The following is a 23,673-nucleotide window of genomic DNA, read 5'->3' on the forward strand; positions in this document are numbered from 1 at the left end:
TTATAGTTCTTTCACAGCCATTTTGAACTGATTGCCACGGTCTTCGTAATTTTTAAAAAGGTCAAAACTTGCGCAGGCCGGTGATAACAGTACCGTATTTCCTTTATTGGCCAGATGGTAAGCCACCTGAACCGCTTCATTTGCAGAGAACGTATTGACGATCACTTCCACATCATCTTCAAAAGCTTCGTGGATTCTTTTATTGTCTTTTCCTAAACATACAATCGCCCTTACTTTCTCACGAACCAGGTCTTTCAGCATGCTGTAGTCATTGCCTTTATCCACGCCACCCATAATCAGGATTACCCCAGGATTTACACTTTCCAGTGCATACCAGGTAGAGTTCACATTTGTGGCTTTAGAATCGTTGATGTACTCCACACCGGAGATTTTAGCGACGTGTTCTAAACGGTGTTCCACATTTTTAAAATCACTCATGCTTTCACGAATCACGGAATTTTTAATATCCAATATTTTCGCAACTATGCCCGCAGCCATAGAATTATAAACATTATGCTTGCCTTGCAAGGCTAATTCTGTGATCGACATGGTTAATTCCTCTTTTAAGTTAATGTTGATGTGTATGTTATTGCCCTCCAGGTAAGCGCCATTTTCAATCTCCTTACGGATAGAAAATGCATGCATGCCTGAATTGATTTTGACCGACTTCATTGCTTTCAAAGTCTCGTCATCATCAGCACAATAAATGAAAACATCATCACTCTGCTGATTTTGAGTGATCCGCAGTTTTGAGGCTGCATAATTACTCAGTTTATAGTCGTACCGATCCAAATGATCCGGCGTAATGTTCAATAAAATGGAGATATCAGCTTTGAACTCATACATATCGTCCAACATAAAGCTGGAAATCTCCAATACATAATAATCAAAGTCAGCTGTTGCCACTAAAGCCGCAAAGCTGTTTCCAATATTTCCTGCCAGCCCAACGTTCAAGCCCGCATTTTTCAAAATGTGGTAAGTCAACAAGGAAGTCGTTGTTTTACCATTTGACCCTGTGATACAGATCGTTTTCGCCTGGGTATACCTTTTTGCAAATTCAATTTCAGAGATCACCGAAATGCCTTTAGCTTTCAGTGCTTTAACCATTGCTGCCTTCTCCGGAATTCCAGGGCTCTTTATCACCTCTGTCGCATTCAAAATCAATTCAGCCGTATGCTGTTTTTCTTCGAAGGCGATATTCAGCTCTTCCAAACGCTCTTTATACTGTGTTGGAATCGCAGCAAGATCGGAGACAAAAACATCAAATCCTTGCTTCTGCGCTAACATTGCTGCACCTACACCGCTCTCACCGGCTCCTAAAACGACTATCCTTTGCTTTTCCATTATCGAAGTTTTAAGGTAATGATCGTAATGATGGCCAATAAAATTCCAATGATCCAGAATCTTGTTACGATTTTAGCTTCATGGTATCCTTTTTTCTGATAGTGGTGGTGCAAAGGAGACATCAAAAATACCCTTTTTCCTTCTCCAAATCGCTTTTTTGTATACTTAAAATAACTCACCTGAATAATAACCGACAGGTTTTCGATCAGGAATACCCCACATAAAACAGGGATCAATAATTCTTTACGGATCATGATGGCAAAAGCGGCGATAATACCACCTATAGCCAGACTTCCGGTATCTCCCATAAACACCTGTGCAGGGTAAGAATTGTACCATAAGAAGCCCACACAAGCACCCACAAAGGCACCAGCAAAGATCATCAGCTCACCTGAATTCGGGATATACATGATGTTCAGGTAATCGGCAATTACGGTATTACCCGATACATATGCCAGCAAACCTAAGGTAATCCCGATAATCGCGGAAGTTCCTGTGGCAAGTCCATCTATTCCATCCGTGATATTTGCCCCATTGGATACCGCAGTTACAATAATCACCACGAAAAACAAGAATACAAACACCGAATATTTTTCATAGCCATCTCCTAAAAACTTCAGGACTTTGGCATAATCAAACTCATTATTTTTATAGAAAGGAACGTTCGTTAAAGTCGACTTCACATCCTGGGTATAGTAAAAACTCTCGCCTTTTTGTCTCAATACCATAGGTGCAGTCTTGTTCGTAATCCCTGATTCATCTACGGTCTGACGCACCACAATGTTAGGATTGAAATACATCGTCCAGCCAATGATCAAAGCCAAACCAACCTGACCTACAATTTTAAACCGACCTGCTAAACCTTCTTTGTTCTTTCTGAAAACCTTGATATAATCATCTACAAAGCCGATCACCCCCATCCATACGGTAGTGATGATCATCAGTAATACATAAATATTGGAAAGGTTAGCCAATAAAAGTGTAGGCACCAGAATCCCCAGAAGGATCATGATTCCACCCATAGTTGGGGTACCTGCTTTTTGCATTTGTCCTTCCAGGCCCAGGTTTCTCACCGTTTCTCCCACCTGCATTTTCTGCAGATAGTTGATGATGCTACGACCAAAAACAGTGGTAATGATTAAAGAAATAATGATCGCTAATGAAGTACGGAAAGTGATGTATTGAAACAACCTCAATCCTGGGAAATCATAATTTGCGTTTAAATATTCAAATAAATAATATAACATTAGCTGATCAGGTTTAATTGTTCCATTAATATTTCCTTATCATCGAAATGATACCTTACGCCATTGATTTCCTGGTACTTTTCATGTCCTTTACCAGCAAGCAGGATGATATCTCCTGGTTTTGCCAGATGGCAAGCCGTTTTAATCGCTTCTCTTCTATCTACTATGCTCAACGTTTTCCTTTTATTTGTGGGCGAGACCCCCTTTTCCATTTCTTCTACTATCGTTTGAGGATTCTCTGATCTCGGATTGTCGGAAGTCAGGATCACCTTATCACTCCAATCGCAAGCTACCTGAGCCATAATCGGGCGTTTGGTTTTATCCCTGTCGCCACCACAACCAATGATCGTAATCACCTGTTCTGTACCTTTTCTAATGTCAGCGATCGTACTCAATACATTCTGAACCGCATCAGGAGTATGCGCATAATCTACAATCCCGATGATCTGGTTATTGGAAGTTACATAGTCGAACCTGCCTTCCGCACCAGTCAGGTTGCTCAAAGCCGTCAACACCTCCAGTTTATCTTCTCCCAATAAAACCGCCGTACCATAAACAGCAAGCAGGTTATAGGCATTGAAAGAACCTACCAGTTTAAAGAACACATCTGCCTGATCAATTTCCAGGTGTAAACCATTGAAACTATTCTCTACAACTTTCGCTTTAAAATCAGCCAGTTGCTTTAAGGCATAGGTCATTTTAGTGGCCCTGGTATTCTGCAACATCACCATTCCATTTCTATCATCCAGATTGGTCAATGCAAAAGCACCAGCCGGCAATCCATCAAAAAACGCTTTTTTCGCTTTGATGTAATTGTCAAAGGTTTTATGGAAGTCTAAATGATCGTGACTGATGTTCGAGAACACACCACCAACAAAGTCTAATCCTTCAATACGGTGCTGAACAACGGCATGAGAACTCACTTCCATAAAGCAATACTCACAACCTGCATCCACCATTTTTTGCAACAACTCATTTAAAGCTATTGGGTTTGGTGTGGTATGCGTAGCCGGAATCACTACATCGTCGATATGATTCTGTACCGTAGAAATCAATCCTACATGGTAACCTAAACTGCGGAACAACTTAAATAAGATGGTCGCAATTGTCGTTTTACCATTGGTACCGGTAATGCCTACCAATTTTAATTTTGAAGAAGGATTGCCATAAAAATTGGCCGCCATTTCTCCTAAAGCTACAGAACTGTTGTCTACCTGAATGTAAACTACTCCCGGAACGGTCTCCGCAGGAATCTGCTCACATACGATTACCGAAGCGCCAGCCTGTATTGTATTCTCTATATATTTATGTCCATCTGAAAGTGTGCCTTTGATTGCAAAGAACACCGCATCTTTAACCACCTGACGGGAATCAAAAACAAGCGCAGTAATCTCCCTATTGGTTGATCCAACCAGGTTTGTTATTGCGATTCCATATAAAACGTCTTGTAATTGCATATTATCTTAATTCTAAATCCACTCCTAATCCTCTACCTATTTTACTGCCGGAAGGAATCGACTGACTCACCACCTTTCCACTTCCAGTTACTCTGGTTTTCAGACCTGCATTTCCCAATAGGTATAATGCGTCTTTCAATCCCATACCATTTACATTCGGCATCACTCCTTTAACGGTGTTATAATCCTGATAAACCACACCATTATTGGTATCAATGCTATTGAAATATTCTGATTTCGCGGCATATAAAGACTTGATTCCAAAAGCACCATATACTTTCTTCACGGCTTTACTTTGTCCGGATTTCGCTTCAGGATTTCTGGTATTACCTACCAGGTGGTCCTTTACATTATTGTACATATCGATATCACTTGCGTAAATACGATCTGCTATTTCTTTAAATACCGGCCCCGCTACTGTTGCACCATAATACCCATTTTTAGGCCCGTTAATCGACACCATAATCGAATATTTGGGTTTATCAGCCGGGAAGTATCCACAAAAAGAAGCCTGGTAACTTCTCTTTGCACGGTATCCTTTATTGCCATCTGCTACCTGCGCAGTTCCGGTTTTTCCTGCTACGCGATAAAATGGTGAGGCCATCAGCTTACCCGTTCCTTTGGTCACTACTGATTCCAGCATGGCCTGTAATTTCTTCACGGTTTTCTCCGAACAAATCTGCTCAGATATCACTCTGGCATTGTATTGCTCAATCGGATTTCCCAGCCTTCTGATCTCTTTCACAAAAATCGGCGAGATGAACTTGCCATCATTTGCTACAGCATTGTAAAATGCCAGTATTTGCAATGGGGTAATCTGCATCTCATAACCATAGGCCATCTGCGCCAGGGTCAGGTTTTTGTTCCAGCTTCTGTTCGAAGGGTTTTTGATCACCGGTTTTGCTTCTCCAGGAATCTGTAAGCCCAGCTTCTCATTCATATGGATGTCATACAAATGATCCGTAAACTGCGAAGGATTTTCCTTGTAATGGGTATTTACCAGTTTAGCAATCGCTGTATTTGCCGATTGCTCAAATGCCTTCATGACCGTTACTACCCCAATTCCACCATGTGAATCCTTAATAGTATGGCCAGGAACACGGTAAAAACCATCTCCGGTATCTACCAAAGTATTGGTATCTACTTTCTTATCTTCCAGCAAAGCCATGTAAGAAGCCAGTTTAAAGGTAGAACCCGGATCCTGACTGCCACCAATGGCATAGTTGAATTTTTCTTCATAAACACCTTCTGATACCCTGGTGTAATTCGCTACCGCTCTCACTTCACCGGTATTCACTTCCATCAGAATTACGGTACCATGATCTGCATCACTCAGTTTCAACTGTCTTTCTAAAGCAGTCTGTGCCAGATCCTGCATGTTGATGTCGATGGTAGAGATGATGTCTGCCCCTTCTTTAGGCGCTACTTCTGCTTCATCATTTACGGGCATCCATACACCACCGGCAATACGTTGTACCAGTCTTTTACCACTCTCCCCATTGATGTAATTGCCATATGCACCCTCCAAACCTACGCCATTGGCCACATTTTCATTTTTGTATCCAATAGTTCTGGAAGCCAAAAACTTAAAGGGTTTAATTCTTTTGTTTTGTTGTACCGCGATTAAACCGCCAGAGTATTTCCCGATGTTGTACAAAGGAAAAGTTCTGATGGTTTTCAATTCCTGATAGCCTACTTTACGCTTGATCAAAAGGTAACGAGCGCTATCCTGTCTGGCAGAACGCAGGTAACGTGAATATTCTTTAGGGCTTTTATCTTTAAAAAACGCGGACAATTGTAAGGCTAAAGAATCCACTTTTCCGTAGAATACTTTATCATCATCAATTCCACCAGCAAACAAATCCATCCTCAATTCATATTCAGGAATGGAAGTAGCCAGCAAGCTACCATCTGAGGAATAAATGTTTCCACGAGCCGCTTCCACATTGATATACTTAGTAGAGAGGCTGTCGGCCATGGCGCGCCATTTATGCCCCTCTACAAATTGTACATCACATAGTCTGACCAATACTGCTACGGCAAGCAGTACAATCAGTCCGAATGACAGATAAACACGTAATAATATGTTTGCTCTAATGTTCATTAGCGTTTATAACGATTTTTTTAGGGGGTTCAATTAATTCTTTAATCCCTAACGTATCTACTTTCTTTGCAACTTCAGTGAGTTTGCTTTTGAACATTAAATCTGCTTTCAGCGATTTATATTCCCAGCTCAACTCTTTTACTTCTTTATTTAACTTGTCAATATTTCTGATGTTCTTCACTGCCATATGACTGTTTGCGATGTAGAGCATACACAAAACCGACAAAAACAGTAAAAACGGTAACATATCTGTTGCCGCTTCCTTGGTTACTACCCCTTCGGTAAATAACTTCTTAAAGAACGCTTTACCACTTTCAGGCTCCCTTTCCTTCCTTCTGGGTTTCTTGATCTGAATCTCTTCAGCCTCCAGTTCTTCCTCTTCTATATTTGGCCTGAATTGATTGTTCATAACCTTTCTCCAATCCTAAGCTTTGCGCTTCTTGCCCTGCTGTTTCGTTCTACCTCTTCTTCATTGGCAATCACTGCTTTTCTGGTGATGATTTTAAATGGTTTTTGTTCATTACCATAAAAATCCTTCTCCACTTCGCCTCTGAATTTACCCTTTGCCAGGTAACTTTTTACCGGTCTGTCTTCCAATGAATGGTAAGACATCACCACCAAACGGCCTCCTGGTTTCAGCACATCCGCAGTTTGCATTAAAAAGTTCTCCAGCACTTCAATTTCTTTGTTCACCTCAATGCGCAAAGCCTGAAAAACCTGAGCCATATACTTGTGCTCTTTCCCTTTAGGGATGTGTGCAGCAGCAGCTCTTTTAAAATCCGCAAGGGTTTTTATGGGTTGTTCAACACGGCCAGTCACCACGGCACGGGCCAGCGACTTTGCGTTTTTCACTTCACCATAGATTCCGAAAATCTTGTGTAACTGATCTTCTGTATAGGTATTCAATACATCGGCAGCTGTTAAAGCACCCTGTTTATCCATACGCATATCCAGGTCAGATTCAAATCTGGTAGAAAAACCACGTTCCGGAACATCAAACTGATGTGAGGAAACCCCTAAATCCGCTAAAATGCCATCCACCGCTTTATAACCCAGTAAACGCAGGTTATTTTTGATGAAAGCAAAATTCTGATCTACGAAAATGAAACGTGGGTCATCAATTTTATTCCTTTGTGCATCAGGATCCTGATCGAAGCTGATCAATACTCCATCTTTTCCTAAATGCTTCAGGATTTCTCTTGAATGTCCGCCACCACCAAAGGTAACGTCCACATATACTCCATCGGGTTTGATATTCAAACCTTCGATACATTCTTTCAACATGACAGGAATGTGGTAATTATTCTCCATCGCTCCTCCTATTTTTATTACCCATTACTTCTTCTGCAAGTTTTGAAAAGTCAGCCGGCTCCGCATCAAACAAAGCATCATAAGCCTTTTTCGACCATACCTCAATCTTATCAAACTGACAAGCCAAAACCAATTCTGTATTGATTTCAATGCCTACCGATTCCAATAAAGATTTAGGTAAATTCACTCTACCTGCCGCATCCAGTGTCAATTCCGAAGCGCCGCGGGTAAAATACCGAATAAATTCTCTGTTTTTTTGTTCGTATGGATTCAACTTACTCAACTCTTCCACTATTCCTTCCCATACTTTTTTAGGATAAATCACCAGGTGTTTCTCAAAACCCCTGTTGATCACAAGTCCCTCAACCTCAACATTAGGCAATTGTTTTTTCAGAGACGAAGGAACCATCAAGCGGCCTTTCGCATCCAATTTACAATCAAACTCTCCTAACAGTTGAACCATTTCTTTATGTGGTCTTTATAATGTAGTGTAAAAATAGATATTTCTACCACTTTTCACCACATTCTCCCACAAAAAATTATCAACATAATTCGTACCACTTTTTTTGTGCCTTGAGGACTTCGAAAACACAGTAAATGAGGTGGTAAAAAAAACAGGCGCCTCGAAAAATCGCGAAGCGCCTGTCTATTTTTTCAGACGAAAATATTAGTCGTTGATGGCTTTTACACCTGGCAATTCTTTGCCTTCCATGTACTCTAATAATGCCCCACCACCAGTAGAAACATAGCTCACTTTATCCTCTAAATTGAATTTAGCGATCGCCGCAGCAGAATCACCACCACCGATCAATGAAAACGCGCTATTGTCCTGAGTAGCAGCCACAACCGCATCAGCAATTGCACGTGTTCCCTGCTCGAAGTTCGACATTTCGAAAACACCCATCGGACCATTCCAAAGCAAAGTTTTCGAACCTTTGATCACTTCAGAAAATAAAGCGATGGTTTTTGGACCGATATCCAGACCCATCCAATCCGCAGGAATACAACCTGTATCCACGTTTTTCTTTTCTGCTTCATTTGAGAATTTATCCGCAATTACGGTATCCAAAGGAAGGTATAAATTCACACCTTTCGCTTTCGCTTTATCCAGCAACTCAAGGCATAAAGCCATTCTGTCTTCCTCTAAAAGAGAAGTACCGATTTCACCACCCTGTGCCTTTGCAAAAGTATAAGCCATACCACCACCGATGATCAGGTTGTCTACTTTGTCCAACAGGCTTTCGATCAATAAGATCTTATCTGATACTTTCGCACCACCCATAATGGCAGTGAAAGGTTTAACTGCACCATGGTTTACTTTTTCCGCATTTTTAAGCTCTTCAGCCATCAAATAACCGAAGTATTTATCATTCGGGAAGAATTGAGCGATGATGGCAGTTGAGGCATGCGCACGGTGTGCAGTACCAAAAGCATCATTCACATATACATTTCCTAATTTTGACAGTTTCTCTGCGAAATCTTTGTCTCCTTTTTCTTCTTCTTTGTAGAAACGAAGGTTTTCCAATAGCAATACTTGTCCTGGTTCCAGGTTTTTAGCTTTCACTACTGCTTCCTCTCCAATACAATCATTTGCAAACTTCACTTCCAGGTCTAACATTCTGGAAAGGTCACCTAAAATGTGTTTCAAAGAAAATTTATCCTCAGGTCCGTTTTTAGGACGGCCCAAATGAGACATCAGAATTACCGATCCACCATCATTCAGAATTTTAGTAATGGTTGGCAATGCCGCACGCATTCTTTTATCATCTGTAATGTTGAATTCTGCATCCAGAGGCACATTAAAATCTACCCTGATTAAAGCTTTCTTATCTTTGAAATTACACTGGTCTATTGTTCTCATTATTGTTATTGTTTAGAATTATTGGTTTTTGAATTACAAATGATGCTTTATCATTTACAGTTTTCTGAGCATATCAAAATGCGGACCTACACCCGGAATCTCAAATTCCTCAGAAATGAACGCAAAGCCGAGCTTCGTGTAAAAAGCAGCGGCACTAGTTCGTGCGTTGCACCAAATATAAGCAGCATTAGCTGATCTCAGTTCATCAATTGCAAATTTTATCAGCTTTGCCCCATATCCTTTTCCTGCAAAAGCAGGATCAGAAGCCATCCCTCTCAATCGAAAACCTCCGGAACCAAGTTCAGGACGATCTTCAGGAAAAAATGTAGCCACGGTAACCAGCTGATCCCCTTCAAAACAACCGAGGTGAAAAACACCTTCCTGCTGATCCTGAGGGAAGATACATTGCGCGTAAGGCATTCCATTTCTCAGGACTGCACTTCTTAAAGGCAGGGTTTCTGCCGCTGTAATTTCCTTAATCATGTGCTGCTGCAATTTTTTGTACCAGATCTACCAAACGATTCGAGTAACCCGACTCATTGTCATACCAACCCACCACTTTCACCATATCCCCAACGATGGAAGTCAGCTCTGCATCAAAAATGCAGGAATGTGGATTGTCTAAAATATCAACGGAAACAATAGGGTCTTCGGTATATTCAACCAGTCCTTTTAATTCATTTTCTGCCGCTTTTTTAAAGGCCATATTGATTTGCTCAATCGTAGTCGCGGATTTTAACAAACAGGTGAAATCCGTTAAGGATCCATTCAATACCGGAACCCTTATCCCGGCACCTCCCAGTTTTCCATCCAGATGAGGAAAAATATTGGTAATTGCTTTCGCCGCACCAGTGCTCGTAGGAATGATAGAAGCCGAAGCCGCTCTCGCCCTTCTCAAATCCTTATGCGGACCATCATGTAAATTCTGATCACCTGTCATCGAATGAACCGTAGTGATATACCCCTCCAGAACACCCCAGTTATCATCCAGAATTTTCACCATTGGTGCCACATTATTGGTGGTACAGGAAGCGTTGGAAAGGATTTCAGCTTTCAAATCAATCTCTGATTCGTTTACGCCTAATACCACCATTGGAATGTCTTTATCCGCTGCTGGTGCCGAAATCAATACTTGTTTTGCACCTGCTTTTAAGTGCTGGCCCGCCCCTGCTCTGCTGGTAAATTTACCAGTAGATTCCAGGACAAGGTCGATGCCCAACTCCGCCCATGGCAGCTCTTCTGGCTTTGACTTTGCATACACCATGATCTTTTTTCCATTCACAATTAAAGCATCCGATTCAAAGCTAACTGTACCCTTAAATCCGCGGTGAACAGTATCGTATTTGAACAAATGTGCCAGCGTTGCAGGATCTCCGAGGTCATTGATCGCCACAACATTGATGTTTTTTTCAATCGCACTACGTAAAAAGATACGGCCGATTCTGCCAAAACCATTAATTGCTATTTTCATTGAAATATATTTCTTTCTGTTTTCTTTGGTTATTTCGCTAACAGCTTCCGGGAATATCCTTTTTACAGTTTTTTCCCTTCTTGCTGTTTTAAATTCCAGGATCGGCGAAACCGCCTGATGATCTTTGAAATTATGGGGCAAAAGTACCTATATTCTATGGAGAAGCCTGAGAATTTTAAAGTAGAATGTTAAAAATTATGTCATGTTTGAGGAGGGATGTGGAGTGGTAAATTAAAGGGAGGAAAAGAGGCAGTACTACTCCAAGGCTGGATTATTTTGGCGCTCCCTTTAAGGGGAGCGTCAAAATCTTCCTAGGCCTTGTCCTAGACTATCCTCTTTTTTGGATGCAGACAAACCAATATGGTGCTAAATTTAAACGATCCTCTTTTTTGGATGCAGACAAACCGGTATGGTGCTAAATTTAAACGATCCGCTTTTTTGGATGCAGACAAACTGATATGGAGCTAATTTTAGAACGATCTGCTTTTTTGGTGCAGACAAACTGATATGGAGCTAATTTTAGAACAATCCGCTTTTTTGGATGCAGACAAACAGATATGGAAGTAATTTTAGAACGATTCATTTTTGGATGCATAAAAACCTGGAGGGAGTAAATTAAAAATAATATGTATTTTCAGCGTTCCAGGTATAAATGATATGAATTACAATAGAAGGGATTTTTTAGGGACAACAGTGCTTGCAGCCACTGCTCCTCTTTTAACATCTATGAAAGCATTTGAGCTTTCGGCTACGACCGTACAGACTGCTGATGGCTTTTCTTTAAAAATTATGGCTCCATACTGGGGTTTTCCTGGTTCTGTAACGGAATGCTGTAAAAGAGCAAAAGCAGATGGTTATGACGGCATAGAAATCTTATGGATGCCAGATATTCAGGAAGAATTGTTTGCAGCACTAAAAAAGTATCAGTTATCGGTAGGTTTCCTTTGTCGCGGGGACGAACCCAACCCAGCTACCAATCTGGCTACTTTTAAACGGGTCCTGAAAGCAGCTGCTGAAAATAAATACCAAAAACCGCTTTACATCAATGTACATTCTGGAAAGGATTTTTTTAAATACGAAGACAACAAAAAGTTCATTGATTTTACAATTCAATATGCTACAGAAACAGGAGTTCCGATCTATCATGAAACGCATCGTTCAAGAATGCTGTATTCGGCTCCCGCCTCAGTACCCTATCTGGAAAAAAATCCAGGTCTGAGATTAACCTTAGATATTTCTCATTGGTGTAATGTAAGTGAAAGTATGCTGGCTGACCAGCAAGAAACGGTGGATCTGGCAATTTCAAGAACAGACCATGTGCATTCCCGTGTTGGTCATGAAGAAGGCCCACAGGTTAGTGATCCCCGCGCACCGGAATGGAAGAATGCCGTAGCTGCGCATTTTGCCTTCTGGGATAAGGTAGTGGCGATCAAAAAACAACAGGGCAAAATGCTGACCATGTTAACCGAATTTGGTCCGCCCAGTTATATGCCTACCCTGCCCTATACCAACCTTCCTGTTGCCGACCAATGGGAGATCAATACATACATGATGAATACCTGGAAGAAAAGATACCTATAATCCCTTTCAGATCAATAGATTGATCATAAAACAGGCCGTATCCTTATTGGGATACGGCCTCTGTGCCTTCTGGAAATCAGATTATTTTCCATCTGATTTCAGGAATGATCGCATTTGCAATTCAAATTCCTCATGTTTGGACAGCCATTCTACTACCGCTAATTTTTCATTCGTGTTTGCCTCTATGGCTGCCATTAATGAACTCAGTTCTTCTCCATCTAACTTAAAGTTTCTGAAAAACTCTGCTACATTAGGTTTCGCAGCCACAAAATGCTTGTTGGCCACCGTCTGAATGGTCTCTACCTCTCCAAAAACTGCTTTGGGATCATTCAGAAACTTCAGCTTATAAGTACTAAAAATATAATGTGGAGACCAGCCCGTGATGACTACAGGTTGCTTGGCATCTATGCTTTTTTTCAATATGGCCAACATCGCCGCTTCACTTGAAGATTGCAGTTCCATTTTCAAACCATAATCTTTAATGGCCAGCTCTGCTTTGCTCATAATTCCGGCACCTGCATCAATCCCAATGATTTTTCCGTTGAACAATGCGGCATTTGCATTTAACGCTTCAACCGAATTGATGTTGACATATTCAGGAACTACCAGACCAATTCTGGCATTGTTGAAATTCGTTCCTAAAACTTCCAGTTTAGCACCGAATTTATCGAGGTATTCTTTATGCGTTACCGGCATCCAGCTGTCCAGAAAGACATCTGCATCACCAGCAGCTACAGCCGCAAAAACCGGGGCTACATCTGCATTTTTCAAGGCTACTGTATACCCTTCTTTTTCCAGCAATACTTTAGAAAGCTGTGTCATGGCCACACCTTCTGCCCAGTTTACGTAAGCTATGGTTACTTTTTTGTCATTTCCAGGCGTTTCACAAGAGGCGAAAACACCAATTATGAATGCGATGAATATACTTCCGATTATCTTTTTCATGTGTTGTATTTTTATAATTTATGTATAATTTGCTATCTCAATATGAACATTTGTGTACGTTCTATTCCAGCTCATTCCTTGTTGTGATGCAATTGAGGAATGACTACTGCTTAAACGCTGGCCGGTTTTTTCTGCCCAAAGGATTGTGTAATCCGGTCGAGAATTACGGCCAGGATCACGACTGCAATCCCGCCTTCAAAGCCTAAGCCGATTTTCAACTGGGTAATTCCTTTCAATACCACCTCACCTAATCCGCCGGCAGCGATCATAGCAGAAACCACCACCATAGAGAGTGCCATCATGATGGTTTGATTGACACCAGCCAGAATCGTAGGCAAGGCCAAAGGCAATTCCACTTTAAAAAGTAGCTGACGAGGTGTGGCACCAAATGAGCGAGTGGCTTCTACAATGGAAGCCGGCACCTGACTGATCCCCAATGTGGTTAATCTCACCGCTGGTGGCATAGCAAAAATCACCGTTGCAAAGGCCCCGGGAACTTTCCCTAAGCCAAAAAACAGCACTGCAGGAATCAGATAAACAAAGGCAGGCATGGTTTGCATTAAATCCAGTACCGGACGAATCACTTTGCCGGCCATCGGATTCTTGGCCGCCCAGATCCCTAATGGAACACCCATCAGCAAAGCAATAAATGCTGCAGATAAAATCAGGGCCAGCGTCGCCATAGTCTGCTCCCAATAACCCATTCCCCAGATCAGCCCCAGTCCGAGAACGGTAAAAACCGTTAAGCCCCAGCCACTACGTTTCCAGGCCAGCAAGCCGATCAAGGCAATCAGGATGTAAAAAGGTGGAAACATCAGTACCCATTCCACCGAATTAACCACTGATTCTACCACAACCCGGATGAATTCGAAGACCACTGAAAAGTTCAGGGTCAACCAGTTGATAAATTGTTCGATATATGTCCCTATGTGTATCATTAAATAATTTCTTTTTGAAGGTGATCAATTCTATTTCCATTCAGATTTTCCCAGCTTGCTCCTGTCGTTTCAATCAACAGAGAAGTTTGGGCAACAATTCCAATCAGTTTGTTTGTTTTTTCATCTACTACAGGCACGGCTCTGCCGTTTTCCGCAATAAATGGCAGCATTTGTTCTACTGTAGTTTCCGGATAAGCAACAGGAATGTCCCTTATGATTGCTTTTTCGATGGTATGTTCCTTTTGTGCCTTGAGCTCCAGAAGATCTTTCAGGTACACAAAACCAAGGAAATGCTTATCGATGGAGACTGCCGGTAAAGAAGTTAATCCGGAAGTACGCATTTTACGCAGACTTCCCTCTACCCCATCCTTTTTGAAAATGGCCACGGTAGGTTTTTCAAACAGCAAACTTGCGGCAGTAATGATGGATTTACGGTCTACTTTTTCAACAAAAGAGGCCACATAATCGCTTGCCGGATTGGTTAAAATATCCTCTGGTGTACCTATTTGTATAACTTCTCCATCTTTCATAATGGCAATGCGATCCCCTAAGCGTATCGCTTCATCCAGATCATGGGTAATAAAAACAATGGTCCGGTGCATTTTCTCCTGCAGGTCAATTAATTCATCCTGCATCTGCGTACGGATGAGTGGATCAAGTGCAGAGAAAGCCTCATCCATCAACAGAATCTCCGGATCATTGGCTAATGCTCTGGCCAGACCAACACGTTGTTGCATCCCACCTGAAAGCTCGCCGGTATGCTGATTTTCGTAACCCCGAAGGCTCACCAGATCAATCACTGCTGTTGCTTTTTCTTCTCTTTCTGCTTGCGGAATATCCTGTAACTCCAGTCCGAATGCCACATTTTCCAATACAGTGCGGTGTGGTAGGAGTCCGAAGTTCTGAAATACCATCGCCATTTCTTTCCGGCGAACCCTCTGCAACTCCTGATCAGCCAGGCTGGTAATGTTGTTTTGATTTAAAATTACATTACCTGAAGTAGGTTCAATTAACCTATTCAAACAGCGCAACAAGCTGGATTTACCACTGCCTGATAAACCCATGATGACAAAAAATTCCCCTTCTTCAATTTCGAAGTTTGCATTTTTTACCGCTACAGTGCAACCTGTTTCTTTAAGAATCTCCGCTTTGGATTTCCCTTGCTTCAATAATGAAAGTGCCTTCTCTTTTTCTTTTCCGAAAATGAGGGTAAGGTCTTCTATTTTAAGTTTAGACATTTTTGATAGATATGATGTTAAAAATTAATAGCCTGTTGTATCAGAAGTAATAGCCAATATTGATGTTGAAACGGCTGCTCCATTTGGCATCCGGATTTCCTATGGCCAGGCCATTTTGCCAATCCGGACCTAACCAGGGTTGATTTCTCCCTGCTGCCCAATCCACATAACTGATCAGATTTCCCGCCTTAAGCATCATGCCCAAAACATTCATTTGGGTATCGCTTGTTCCTTTTTGCGTTTTATCCATATAGGAAAAGTTTTCATAAAAGGTGATTGAGCTCAGCGGCCCAATCTTAACTGGCTGGGTATAGGAAACAGAGGCGGTATGCAGATATGCCTTTGTAGCCACATCGTAACTGGAGCCATAAGCTCCCAGACTTACACTTTGCTTGTATTGTGCTGAATCTGCCAGCTGATATTGATAATACATGGATTGCAGTTTCACATTAAATTTCCCAAAATTCAGGTCGGTATGTAAGGCTGCCGCCCATCTGGAGCCCATATTGCCGGTAGGAATGTTGTATACCCCAGACAGCATTCCGGAAATTCCAATTCGTTTATTTTCGGAGAGTAAATATTCTGTTTTTACATTTCCCTGGTTCAGCTCTTTATTCCGGCCAGCAACATCGTAAGAATATCGGGAAAGATCTATGCTGGTCTTGTCGCCAAAATCCAGTTCCATTGCACTTTTAAAAAAGGCCAGATCATACAACCAGCGGTTGCTCCGTTGATGAAATCGGATACCCATCGAAGCTTTATCTTCGAAGCCCAGGTAGTATGGAAGGTTAAAAAACCAACTGTGAGAGTTGTATGTGGTATTCCCGAAGGGATTTTGAACTAGTCCAATCGCAAGATTGGTACTGTCGTTGAAGTGATAGGTTAAATACCCATCTTTTAGAAAAGATCCACCAAAGGATCTGGAATAAAACCGATATTCTGCATGGAAATCTAGTTTCTTGTGGGAGGCATCCACCTGAATACGGAACATATCCAGTCCGAAATCTCCACCTCTTTTTACTTGCTCTTTTTTCCAGCTGGAAAGGTTGTAATTGAACCTTAATGCGCCACCAATTTTAAGCTGGGGCTTATCCAGGTGTTTCGTAGTATCTGCCTTATTTCTGGTATCCGCCTTGTTTCGGGGATGATCCACTATTGTGGGAGCTACTTTATTTGTGGAATCAGAGGGATCTGCTGGAGCGACCTTAATTGCCTGGCCTACTCTGGCTGCCTTTCTTTTCGAGTCTGGCAGCCCCGTTGAACTGCCTCCATCTGCCCGCAATGAAACAAAAGGAGTATTTTCTCGGATCGGGATCTGGTTCTGGGCCACAGTTGTCGGAGGGACAACAAAAAACAGCACTAAACAGCCTATAAGCTGTGTGAATTTTACCATAATAAAAATTTAGTACAAGTCCGCTTAATTGCTGCTTGTAATAAAATGCTTTAAATAAAACATTAAAATGAAAATCAGGGGGCAATCCCCTTAGACATTTAAACAGGTTTTCACCTATTTCTTAAAAAGAAATTAACTAGCAAATTCCGACGAATTCGCTGAGTTTTAAATTAAAAACAGGACAAAGGTAGGAAAAAAAAGGCTAAAATCCAAGTAGTGCTCCAAATTAGGGCCCCTGGAAGAGGCTTACACCTGACCTCCGTATGATAAAAAAGGAAGAATTAAATCTTAATTTTGGGCGGTTTAAAACCAATCTATGTTCCTATGAATTTAACAGATCTGTCCAGGCAAATGGCCTTCATCCACGAAATTGACAAACTCAAATACATCCAGCGAAAAACGCGCTTATTCAATAGTATGCGTCATGAAAACGATGCGGAACACAGTTGGCATCTGGCGATGATGGCGCTCGTTCTTTCTGAACACGCCAATGAAAAAGTAGACATTTTGAAAGTGGTTAAAATGTTATTGATTCATGATATTGTGGAGATCGATTCGGGAGATGTTTTTTTATATGATCAAAATGCAAATCACGACAATAGAGTGGAAGAACAGGAAGCAGCAAAGCGGATATTCGGACTATTACCAGATCAACAGGCAGAAGAATTTATTTCACTATGGGAAGAATTCGAAGCCGGAATTTCCGCAGAATCTAAGTTTGCCAAATCTATCGACCGACTGGAGCCTGTTCTTCAAAATGTATCAAATGAAGGTGGAACCTGGAGCGAATTTGACGTGAAATATGATACTGTTTTTCAGAAAACAGTTAAAATTAAGGAAGGTTCACAGGTGTTATGGGACCATACCACCAATTTATTTGAAGAGAGTATAACCAGAGGGATTCTGAAGAAAAACTAAATCCAGAACGAAATATTCCATATTTATCAAATGAAAGGGGGCATATCCTCAGGATATCCCCTGCAGTTCCATGCTGCTATCTCGCGCTCCCTGCTGCCCTACTGAAAATAAACTGAGCATTGGAGAACTGGGAACGGAGTTCCTATTGAAATTCTAACTGCCAGACCTTTAGGCGGGCTTTTATAGGCATCTGCTAGGGCTTTGTAGGGTTCCAGCCCCAATCAGCAGGCTTTAAATTCCGATTATCATCGGTGAAAATTACTTAAAAATAAGCAACTCTCCCCAGCTGCAATATACCTTCTTTTGATGATCATCATCTATACAACAGCAAGAAATAACGAACTTACTGACAAGTCATTAAGCGATTTGAAAATCAGAGCAGACACCAGGAAAGTCTGGCTAAAACTACCAGAATCCTCCTGTTTTCCTGGCAGTTATAAAGTTCAGGATAGCGCAGGACACTTCAGCATTTCATAGAAAAATGAGGCCGATCTATTCATTAAAAGCAATAACTTTGTGCCTTTAATCCTTAGATTTTTATGGCATCATCCAGAAAAGCAGCGCTAAGCTTCATTTTCATCACCATGTTATTGGACGTGATTGGCATTGGGCTGATTATTCCGGTATTTCCTCAATTGATCGAACAATTGATTCATGGCAATATCAGTGAAGCTTCGCAATGGAGCGGATTACTCATGTTTGCCTATGCCATTATGCAGTTCGTTTGTGCCCCGATTATAGGCAACCTGAGCGATAAATACGGCAGAAGACCTGTTTTGCTGGTTTCATTATTAGGATTTGGGGTAGATTATATATTTCTGGCATTAGCGCCTACCATTTGGTGGTTATTCCTTGGCCGTATCATTGCAGGGATTTTTGGTGCAAGTATGACCACTGCAACGGCCTATATTGCTGACATCAGTACGCCGGAAAACAGGGCACAGAATTTTGGTTTGATTGGTGCAGCATTCGGTCTGGGCTTTGTAATCGGTCCGGCATTAGGTGGATTATTAGGTGGACTAGGCCCAAGAGTTCCTTTTATCGCCGCTGCAGTCCTTACCTTCATCAATGTGATTTATGGCTATTTTGTATTGCCCGAATCCCTGGATAAGGCACACCGGAGAGCTTTTGAATGGTCCAGAGCCAATCCGATAGGCTCCCTGCTTTGTCTTAAAAAATACAAAGGCATAGGTGGATTAATCGTCGCACTAATTTTCATTTACATTGCGGGTCAGGCCCTACAAAGCACCTGGACTTTCATCAATATTGAACGTTTTCAATGGAATACTTTTCTGATTGGCATTTCATTGGCCACTGCCGGAATCCTGGTTGCCCTGGTTCAGGGAGGCTTAATCAGGTACACCAGTCCGCGTTTAGGAAATGAAAAAAGCATTTACATCGGATTGGCTTTCTCCGTGTTAGGCATGTTATTATTTGCTTTTGCCAACCAAACCTGGATGATGTTCGCCTTTTTGATTCCCTATTGTTTAGGCGGGATAGCTGGTCCGGCGCTACAAGCTACCATTTCCGAAAATGTACCACAGAACGAACAGGGAGAACTCCAGGGGGCTTTAACCAGTCTGATGAGTGCCACTTCGATTGTTGGCCCATTATTAATGACCAATTTATTTGCCTGGTTTACCAATCCTAAAGCACCGGTTAAATTTTCAGGTGCTCCTTTCCTTGCCGGAGCAGTATTTATGCTGATCAGCTTATGGATTTGTAGGAACACCATGAAAAAAGAATCTTTTATCAACAGAAAATAATCCGGATTTAAGGATTGACCTTGATCAGTACAGCCAATTGTAATTTAATTCCGGCCATACTGATCTCTTCTGATGCCTTTTGCTGAAAACCATACCGCTCATAAAAAGAAATCATTTCTTTTGCTTCCGTATTTACAGTGAGACGCAATACCTCATAAGATTTGCAGACGTTCAGACATTTTTCCAGTAAAATTTCTTTGGCACTCGTACCCTGATAGGCATTGAGCACTTCAAAGTCTTGCAGGTGAATCACCCGCTTGTCCTGGAATTCCTGTGGAACCCTTCCATTTCCACTGAGGTAAGCATAGCCGGCAGGCTGATCCTCCACATAAACTACAATCAATTGATTTGAAAAGGTGTTTAAATGGTTAACGATAGTTGCTGTATTGAATTTATCAAAGAGGTAATCTTCAAGTTGAGCAACACTAAGTATACGACCATATTTTTCTTGTCCGCGTTTTTCTCCAAGCATTTGTAATACTGCGATCCCTTCTTCCGAGGCTACAGTGAACTTTGTTTTTATCTTATTTTCCATGAATAACCAATTTTTTTCAGCGCTCTTATTTTAAGGTCAAAAATAAGGGCTCTCCTTTCACAGTTGGGAGACAGTACCCGAAAATCCATTGGGTACAGATCAGGAGATCGCCCTGGCAGCGATGATGCCCGCCTGTTTCAAAACCTCTTCTCTTTGCTCCGTGTACTTCAATGCAAAAATAATCCTGAAATACTGTTCAAAGGCATTGCTATAAGAAAAAGTAGAGCCAGGAGTAAAACGCAGTCCGATCTTTTCACAGGAAGTGTAAAATTTAGTCAAGTCCATTTCCTGATCCATTTTTAACCAGATGCTATAGCCGCCTTTAGGGGTAGAAATGAGGGTTCTCTCTGGAAAATGACTGGAAATGATTGCAATGGTTTGATAGCATTGTCCCGCTAATTTCCTCCTGAAGGAATGCAAGTGACGGTCATAGCTGGAGCTCGACAAAATTTTCAGCATTGTTTCCTGATAAATTGGAGCTACCGTGCTCCCCAATGCAAATTTAATCTGTTCTGCCTCTTTGAAAAACCGCCCCGTAAACAGCCAACCTAAACGAATCCCAGAAGCCAGGGTTTTAGCATAGGAGGAAAAAGTCATGACCAGACCACTATCGTCCATTGCGCTGATATTTCCTGGTCTATGATCAGAAAAATTCAGGTCTCCATACACATCATTTTCAATAATAGGGATCTCTTTCTCTTTTGCGATTTCAAGCAACTTTCTTTTATTTTCATCAGACATCAGTAGGCCTGTTGGATTATGAAAATTTGGACTGACTACAATGGCTTTTATAGGAATGGTTCTCAACGTTTCCTGCAAAAAATCCAGGTCAAAACCATTTGGATCCAATACCGGTATCTCTACAATTTTAAGTTTTAGGGAAGTCAGTACCTGCAACATCGAAAACACACATGGACTTTCCACTGCGACTGCCTCTCCCGGCTGGGTTACTGCGGCCAATGCAATGTAAAATGCCTGTAATGCCCCATCAGTGATGATTAGTCCTTCTGCGTCAAAATGAGCATGGTTTAAAGCGGCACGTTTTACAATGTGTTCCTTTAGCGTTTCAGCGCCATTTGAAGGATAGTAACGGAGTAATTGTGTTCCTTTTTCCCTGATGACCTGCTGCATACTACGCAGAATCATTTTCTGAGGAATAAAGATATCGTCTGGTGTAGCCACATTAAACTCCGTGAGCCTATGCCGTTGTTTTAGATCCTGACTTGCGGTAACTGCACGTAAATTATTTTTAAACAACTCATCTCTTACCCTATTTTGATTCGGGACAGTGTGCTGAGTATACTTGTCGGGCTTTCCTGGCAATGCTACATAATAACCGGATTTAGGTATACTTTCAACTAAACCCATAATCATTAAAAGCTCATAAGCTTTTTGCACAGTAGTTAATCCAGCTTTATACTGCTGTTTCAGTCTCCTGACTGATGGCAGTTTATGTCCCGGTTTTAACCTTCCTTCGGTAATGTTATGCGCGATCTCTGAGGAGATCTCTTCGTATCTATACTTGTTCATAGGAAGAGTTAGGCACCGAATTTACGTATTTTGAACTGCTTTCCTAATGTTGGACTTAGCCTGTTGTCTATACTTCAGCAGGAAATGAATGGTTTCATACCCTGCTGAAATGTGAACAACCCTGTGGATAAAGGGTGGATAACACGTGGAGAACTATGTGAACAACCTTGTGGATAAAAGGCTATCTGAAGTTACCTTCTTTGTTAATCAATTGAAAATAAGTGTCAAGATTCAGCCCTAAAGAAGTTTCAAAAGCGGCTTTCAGATCTTCTGGCTGTGGGTGCTTATTCTTCCATTTACTGAAGTAATACTGAAAAGCTTTGTCCATTTTTTCTCTGCCGACTTCATTTTCCAATATAAATAACCACAAAGCAGTTTTCACATAAGAAGCCATACTGTACTCATCAGAACTACTGAATTTATCTGATGGGGTTTCTATTGCAGATTTCATTGGAATAGAACTCAGAGCATTGTAAATACTTGTCATAAATTCTTTTTCAGGAAGTTGCCTTACCTGAGCCGGAATGGCATCTCCGAAAAGACTATTGTTGCGGTATTTCTCCGCTTCATATCTGAATTGGAAATAGGTATTCAATCCTTCATCTAACCAGGCATGCTGACGTTCATTGCTGCCCAGCATACTCATGAACCAGTTGTGGCCAATTTCATGGGCAATCACTGCATCCAGACTTTCTTTCTTGGCATCCGGGCTGGTGATCAAAGTGATGGTTGGATATTCCATTCCTCCACTGGAATTGTTGGCTGGTCCTTCTACCACCTGTACCAGGGGGTATTCGTACTCCCCGATCCATTTACTATAATGTTTTACAGCGTCCTTTGCATAATCAATGCTATTCTTCCAAAGTGTTTCTTTTTTATTGTGGTAATAAGTAAAAGCATCCACCACTTTTCCTGAAGCCAATTGTGCAGTATCGTACTGAATCACAAAATTCTTAGCTGCAAACCAGGCAAAATCAGGTACATTATCAATTTGATAGCTGAGTGTTTTGGTCGCAGCTTTTGTCAAGGGTTGATATAATGCTGGATTCCCTGTTCTATTTTTGGCATTTGCAGTTCCCAATTTTTTGTACTGTGCCAATTCATTAGCGGTTTGTAGTACTCCGGTAGCGCCTACCACATAATCTGAAGGCAGGGTGATGTTCACTTTAAAAGAGGCATAGTCACTGTAATATTCACCCATGTCGAGATATGGGAATTCATGCCAGCCGGTTTTATCAAATACTGCCGGTTTTGGATACCATTGACAAATCATAAACTCCCCATCGGCAAAACCGGATCTGGAGAAGTAGGAAGGCAATTTTACATTGAAATCCGTACTGATCTGGACCGATTCACCAGGTTTTAAAGGTGTTGGTAGTTTCAGTTTGATGATATCGATATACTGCGGATTGGAATGCGGTTCCGTTTGAGCCAGCGCTCCATTCACTTTAAAATTTAAGCCATCAATACTTCCAAAACTATACTTTTCCAGTTTCTTCACCCTGCTGGTATCATTTTTCAATTGCTGAAACAGTGCTGTTGATTCCTGTTTATAGGCATTTGGCCAAATGTGGAACCAAATGAAGTCCAATGTAGCCGGGGAGTTGTTTTTATACAGGATCTGCTCCGAACCTTTAAGGGTTTTCGTTTGATCATTCAAGGCAACATCAATTTGATAACTGACTTCCTGCTGCCAGTATTTATCCTGCGCGAAACCGAGAGTGCTAAGGCATACAAATAGGATGATCAGGCATTTTTTCATACTCATTGGGTGTTTAAAGGTTAAGGGCACTGCTTTAGCAAATACCTTATTTGTGTGTGATCTTCAGATAAGAAATTGTTTCCACTACACAGGAGTCAAAGATCAGGCCTTTTTAGCCCTCCAAAGGCACCAGGAAAGCTAAAACAATGACTATCAGTCAAATATTAACAAACTTTAACATTTGCATTTAATTGTTAAGGAAAATAATAATTAGATTTAATACAACCTAATTAATCGTATTTAAATGTTCCAAATGAAAGTTATGAACTCCC

21 protein-coding genes are annotated in these 23,673 nt (G+C 41.4%); 4 read left to right on the plus strand and 17 right to left on the minus strand.

Going from position 1 to position 23,673, the window contains the following annotated elements:
• From murD to gap, 10 genes are all read right to left on the minus strand, one after another.
• Window positions 1-1,344 carry a UDP-N-acetylmuramoyl-L-alanine--D-glutamate ligase gene (gene murD / locus R2Q94_RS11155; protein ID WP_316821539.1) on the minus strand — a complete coding sequence of 448 codons (1,344 nt, stop codon included), beginning with the start codon at window positions 1,342-1,344 and terminating at the stop codon, window positions 1-3.
• Window positions 1,344-2,591: a phospho-N-acetylmuramoyl-pentapeptide-transferase gene (mraY, locus tag R2Q94_RS11160; protein WP_316821540.1), complete on the minus strand. Its 1,248-nt coding sequence runs from the start codon at window positions 2,589-2,591 to the stop codon at window positions 1,344-1,346. Before mraY ends, murD begins: the two co-directional genes overlap by 1 nt.
• Window positions 2,591-4,048 (minus strand): UDP-N-acetylmuramoyl-L-alanyl-D-glutamate--2,6-diaminopimelate ligase, encoded by a 1,458-nt coding sequence (locus R2Q94_RS11165; protein WP_316821541.1) that lies wholly within the window; start codon window positions 4,046-4,048, stop codon window positions 2,591-2,593. Before R2Q94_RS11165 ends, mraY begins: the two co-directional genes overlap by 1 nt.
• Before the next feature lies 1 nt (window position 4,049).
• Window positions 4,050-6,152 carry a penicillin-binding protein gene (locus tag R2Q94_RS11170; RefSeq protein WP_316821542.1) on the minus strand — a complete coding sequence of 701 codons (2,103 nt, stop codon included), beginning with the start codon at window positions 6,150-6,152 and terminating at the stop codon, window positions 4,050-4,052.
• Complete coding sequence (locus tag R2Q94_RS11175; protein WP_316821543.1) at window positions 6,142-6,561, minus strand: FtsL-like putative cell division protein; 420 nt, start codon at window positions 6,559-6,561, stop codon at window positions 6,142-6,144. Before R2Q94_RS11175 ends, R2Q94_RS11170 begins: the two co-directional genes overlap by 11 nt.
• Window positions 6,558-7,463, minus strand: coding sequence for a 16S rRNA (cytosine(1402)-N(4))-methyltransferase RsmH (rsmH, locus tag R2Q94_RS11180; protein WP_316821544.1), 906 nt, complete (start codon window positions 7,461-7,463; stop codon window positions 6,558-6,560). Before rsmH ends, R2Q94_RS11175 begins: the two co-directional genes overlap by 4 nt.
• Window positions 7,453-7,926 (minus strand): division/cell wall cluster transcriptional repressor MraZ, encoded by a 474-nt coding sequence (mraZ, locus tag R2Q94_RS11185; RefSeq protein ID WP_316821545.1) that lies wholly within the window; start codon window positions 7,924-7,926, stop codon window positions 7,453-7,455. The genes rsmH and mraZ overlap by 11 nt, the downstream gene beginning before the upstream one ends.
• A 204-nt stretch (window positions 7,927-8,130) precedes the next feature.
• Complete coding sequence (locus R2Q94_RS11190) at window positions 8,131-9,324, minus strand: phosphoglycerate kinase (RefSeq protein WP_316821546.1); 1,194 nt, start codon at window positions 9,322-9,324, stop codon at window positions 8,131-8,133.
• Window positions 9,325-9,378: 54 nt separating this feature from the next.
• Window positions 9,379-9,807, minus strand: a complete 429-nt coding sequence (locus tag R2Q94_RS11195) for a GNAT family N-acetyltransferase (protein WP_316821547.1) — start codon at window positions 9,805-9,807, stop codon at window positions 9,379-9,381.
• Window positions 9,800-10,795, minus strand: coding sequence for a type I glyceraldehyde-3-phosphate dehydrogenase (gene gap, locus R2Q94_RS11200; protein ID WP_316821548.1), 996 nt, complete (start codon window positions 10,793-10,795; stop codon window positions 9,800-9,802). The genes R2Q94_RS11195 and gap overlap by 8 nt, the downstream gene beginning before the upstream one ends.
• Before the next feature lie 657 nt (window positions 10,796-11,452).
• Here gap and R2Q94_RS11205 point away from each other — a divergent pair.
• Window positions 11,453-12,376, plus strand: coding sequence for a sugar phosphate isomerase/epimerase (locus R2Q94_RS11205; protein WP_316821549.1), 924 nt, complete (start codon window positions 11,453-11,455; stop codon window positions 12,374-12,376).
• Window positions 12,377-12,457: 81 nt separating this feature from the next.
• Here R2Q94_RS11205 and R2Q94_RS11210 read toward each other — a convergent pair whose 3' ends face one another.
• The 4 genes from R2Q94_RS11210 to R2Q94_RS11225 all read right to left on the minus strand — a co-directional run bounded on the left by R2Q94_RS11210 (window position 12,458) and on the right by R2Q94_RS11225 (window position 16,890).
• On the minus strand, window positions 12,458-13,321 hold the full coding sequence (locus R2Q94_RS11210) for a glycine betaine ABC transporter substrate-binding protein (RefSeq protein WP_316821550.1): 864 nt from the start codon (window positions 13,319-13,321) through the stop codon (window positions 12,458-12,460).
• A 110-nt stretch (window positions 13,322-13,431) separates the two neighbouring features.
• Window positions 13,432-14,259 carry a proline/glycine betaine ABC transporter permease gene (locus tag R2Q94_RS11215; RefSeq protein WP_316821551.1) on the minus strand — a complete coding sequence of 276 codons (828 nt, stop codon included), beginning with the start codon at window positions 14,257-14,259 and terminating at the stop codon, window positions 13,432-13,434.
• Window positions 14,259-15,497 (minus strand): glycine betaine/L-proline ABC transporter ATP-binding protein, encoded by a 1,239-nt coding sequence (locus tag R2Q94_RS11220; protein WP_316821552.1) that lies wholly within the window; start codon window positions 15,495-15,497, stop codon window positions 14,259-14,261. Before R2Q94_RS11220 ends, R2Q94_RS11215 begins: the two co-directional genes overlap by 1 nt.
• Before the next feature lie 40 nt (window positions 15,498-15,537).
• Window positions 15,538-16,890, minus strand: a complete 1,353-nt coding sequence (locus R2Q94_RS11225; RefSeq protein WP_316821553.1) for a hypothetical protein — start codon at window positions 16,888-16,890, stop codon at window positions 15,538-15,540.
• 324 nt (window positions 16,891-17,214) lie between these two features.
• Here R2Q94_RS11225 and R2Q94_RS11230 point away from each other — a divergent pair, with 324 nt between their 5' ends.
• The 3 genes from R2Q94_RS11230 to R2Q94_RS11240 all read left to right on the plus strand — a co-directional run bounded on the left by R2Q94_RS11230 (window position 17,215) and on the right by R2Q94_RS11240 (window position 19,574).
• On the plus strand, window positions 17,215-17,808 hold the full coding sequence (locus R2Q94_RS11230) for an HD domain-containing protein (RefSeq protein ID WP_316821554.1): 594 nt from the start codon (window positions 17,215-17,217) through the stop codon (window positions 17,806-17,808).
• A gap of 306 nt (window positions 17,809-18,114) precedes the next feature.
• Complete coding sequence (locus R2Q94_RS11235) at window positions 18,115-18,285, plus strand: hypothetical protein (RefSeq protein ID WP_316821555.1); 171 nt, start codon at window positions 18,115-18,117, stop codon at window positions 18,283-18,285.
• Between the two features lie 62 nt (window positions 18,286-18,347).
• Complete coding sequence (locus R2Q94_RS11240; protein ID WP_316821556.1) at window positions 18,348-19,574, plus strand: TCR/Tet family MFS transporter; 1,227 nt, start codon at window positions 18,348-18,350, stop codon at window positions 19,572-19,574.
• A 7-nt stretch (window positions 19,575-19,581) separates the two neighbouring features.
• Here R2Q94_RS11240 and R2Q94_RS11245 read toward each other — a convergent pair whose 3' ends face one another.
• The 3 genes from R2Q94_RS11245 to R2Q94_RS11255 form a co-directional block, all read right to left on the minus strand.
• Window positions 19,582-20,109, minus strand: a complete 528-nt coding sequence (locus tag R2Q94_RS11245) for a GNAT family N-acetyltransferase (RefSeq protein WP_316821557.1) — start codon at window positions 20,107-20,109, stop codon at window positions 19,582-19,584.
• A gap of 99 nt (window positions 20,110-20,208) precedes the next feature.
• Window positions 20,209-21,639 (minus strand): PLP-dependent aminotransferase family protein, encoded by a 1,431-nt coding sequence (locus tag R2Q94_RS11250; protein ID WP_316821558.1) that lies wholly within the window; start codon window positions 21,637-21,639, stop codon window positions 20,209-20,211.
• A gap of 181 nt (window positions 21,640-21,820) precedes the next feature.
• Window positions 21,821-23,401 (minus strand): M1 family metallopeptidase, encoded by a 1,581-nt coding sequence (locus tag R2Q94_RS11255; RefSeq protein ID WP_316821559.1) that lies wholly within the window; start codon window positions 23,399-23,401, stop codon window positions 21,821-21,823.
• Between the last annotated feature and the right edge of the window lie 272 nt (window positions 23,402-23,673).

Source organism: Pedobacter gandavensis (assembly GCF_032678465.1).
GTDB lineage: Bacteria > Bacteroidota > Bacteroidia > Sphingobacteriales > Sphingobacteriaceae > Pedobacter > Pedobacter gandavensis_B.

Bases quoted from the DNA above. Each gene is read 5' to 3' on its own strand.
- gap (WP_316821548.1), bottom strand. From the start codon at position 10,795: ATGAAAATAGCAATTAATGGTTTTGGCAGAATCGGCCGTATCTTTTTA.
- R2Q94_RS11215 (WP_316821551.1), bottom strand. From the start codon at position 14,259: ATGATACACATAGGGACATATATCGAACAATTTATCAACTGGTTGACC.
- R2Q94_RS11195 (WP_316821547.1), bottom strand. From the start codon at position 9,807: ATGATTAAGGAAATTACAGCGGCAGAAACCCTGCCTTTAAGAAGTGCA.
- R2Q94_RS11170 (WP_316821542.1), bottom strand. From the start codon at position 6,152: ATGAACATTAGAGCAAACATATTATTACGTGTTTATCTGTCATTCGGA.
- R2Q94_RS11235 (WP_316821555.1), top strand. From the start codon at position 18,115: ATGATCATCATCTATACAACAGCAAGAAATAACGAACTTACTGACAAG.
- murD (WP_316821539.1), bottom strand. From the start codon at position 1,344: ATGGAAAAGCAAAGGATAGTCGTTTTAGGAGCCGGTGAGAGCGGTGTA.
- mraZ (WP_316821545.1), bottom strand. From the start codon at position 7,926: ATGGTTCAACTGTTAGGAGAGTTTGATTGTAAATTGGATGCGAAAGGC.
- R2Q94_RS11230 (WP_316821554.1), top strand. From the start codon at position 17,215: ATGAATTTAACAGATCTGTCCAGGCAAATGGCCTTCATCCACGAAATT.
- R2Q94_RS11225 (WP_316821553.1), bottom strand. From the start codon at position 16,890: ATGGTAAAATTCACACAGCTTATAGGCTGTTTAGTGCTGTTTTTTGTT.
- R2Q94_RS11250 (WP_316821558.1), bottom strand. From the start codon at position 21,639: ATGAACAAGTATAGATACGAAGAGATCTCCTCAGAGATCGCGCATAAC.
- R2Q94_RS11205 (WP_316821549.1), top strand. From the start codon at position 11,453: ATGAATTACAATAGAAGGGATTTTTTAGGGACAACAGTGCTTGCAGCC.
- R2Q94_RS11175 (WP_316821543.1), bottom strand. From the start codon at position 6,561: ATGAACAATCAATTCAGGCCAAATATAGAAGAGGAAGAACTGGAGGCT.
- R2Q94_RS11165 (WP_316821541.1), bottom strand. From the start codon at position 4,048: ATGCAATTACAAGACGTTTTATATGGAATCGCAATAACAAACCTGGTT.
- R2Q94_RS11190 (WP_316821546.1), bottom strand. From the start codon at position 9,324: ATGAGAACAATAGACCAGTGTAATTTCAAAGATAAGAAAGCTTTAATC.
- mraY (WP_316821540.1), bottom strand. From the start codon at position 2,591: ATGTTATATTATTTATTTGAATATTTAAACGCAAATTATGATTTCCCA.
- rsmH (WP_316821544.1), bottom strand. From the start codon at position 7,463: ATGGAGAATAATTACCACATTCCTGTCATGTTGAAAGAATGTATCGAA.
- R2Q94_RS11210 (WP_316821550.1), bottom strand. From the start codon at position 13,321: ATGAAAAAGATAATCGGAAGTATATTCATCGCATTCATAATTGGTGTT.
- R2Q94_RS11245 (WP_316821557.1), bottom strand. From the start codon at position 20,109: ATGGAAAATAAGATAAAAACAAAGTTCACTGTAGCCTCGGAAGAAGGG.
- R2Q94_RS11220 (WP_316821552.1), bottom strand. From the start codon at position 15,497: ATGTCTAAACTTAAAATAGAAGACCTTACCCTCATTTTCGGAAAAGAA.
- R2Q94_RS11255 (WP_316821559.1), bottom strand. From the start codon at position 23,401: ATGAAAAAATGCCTGATCATCCTATTTGTATGCCTTAGCACTCTCGGT.
- R2Q94_RS11240 (WP_316821556.1), top strand. From the start codon at position 18,348: ATGGCATCATCCAGAAAAGCAGCGCTAAGCTTCATTTTCATCACCATG.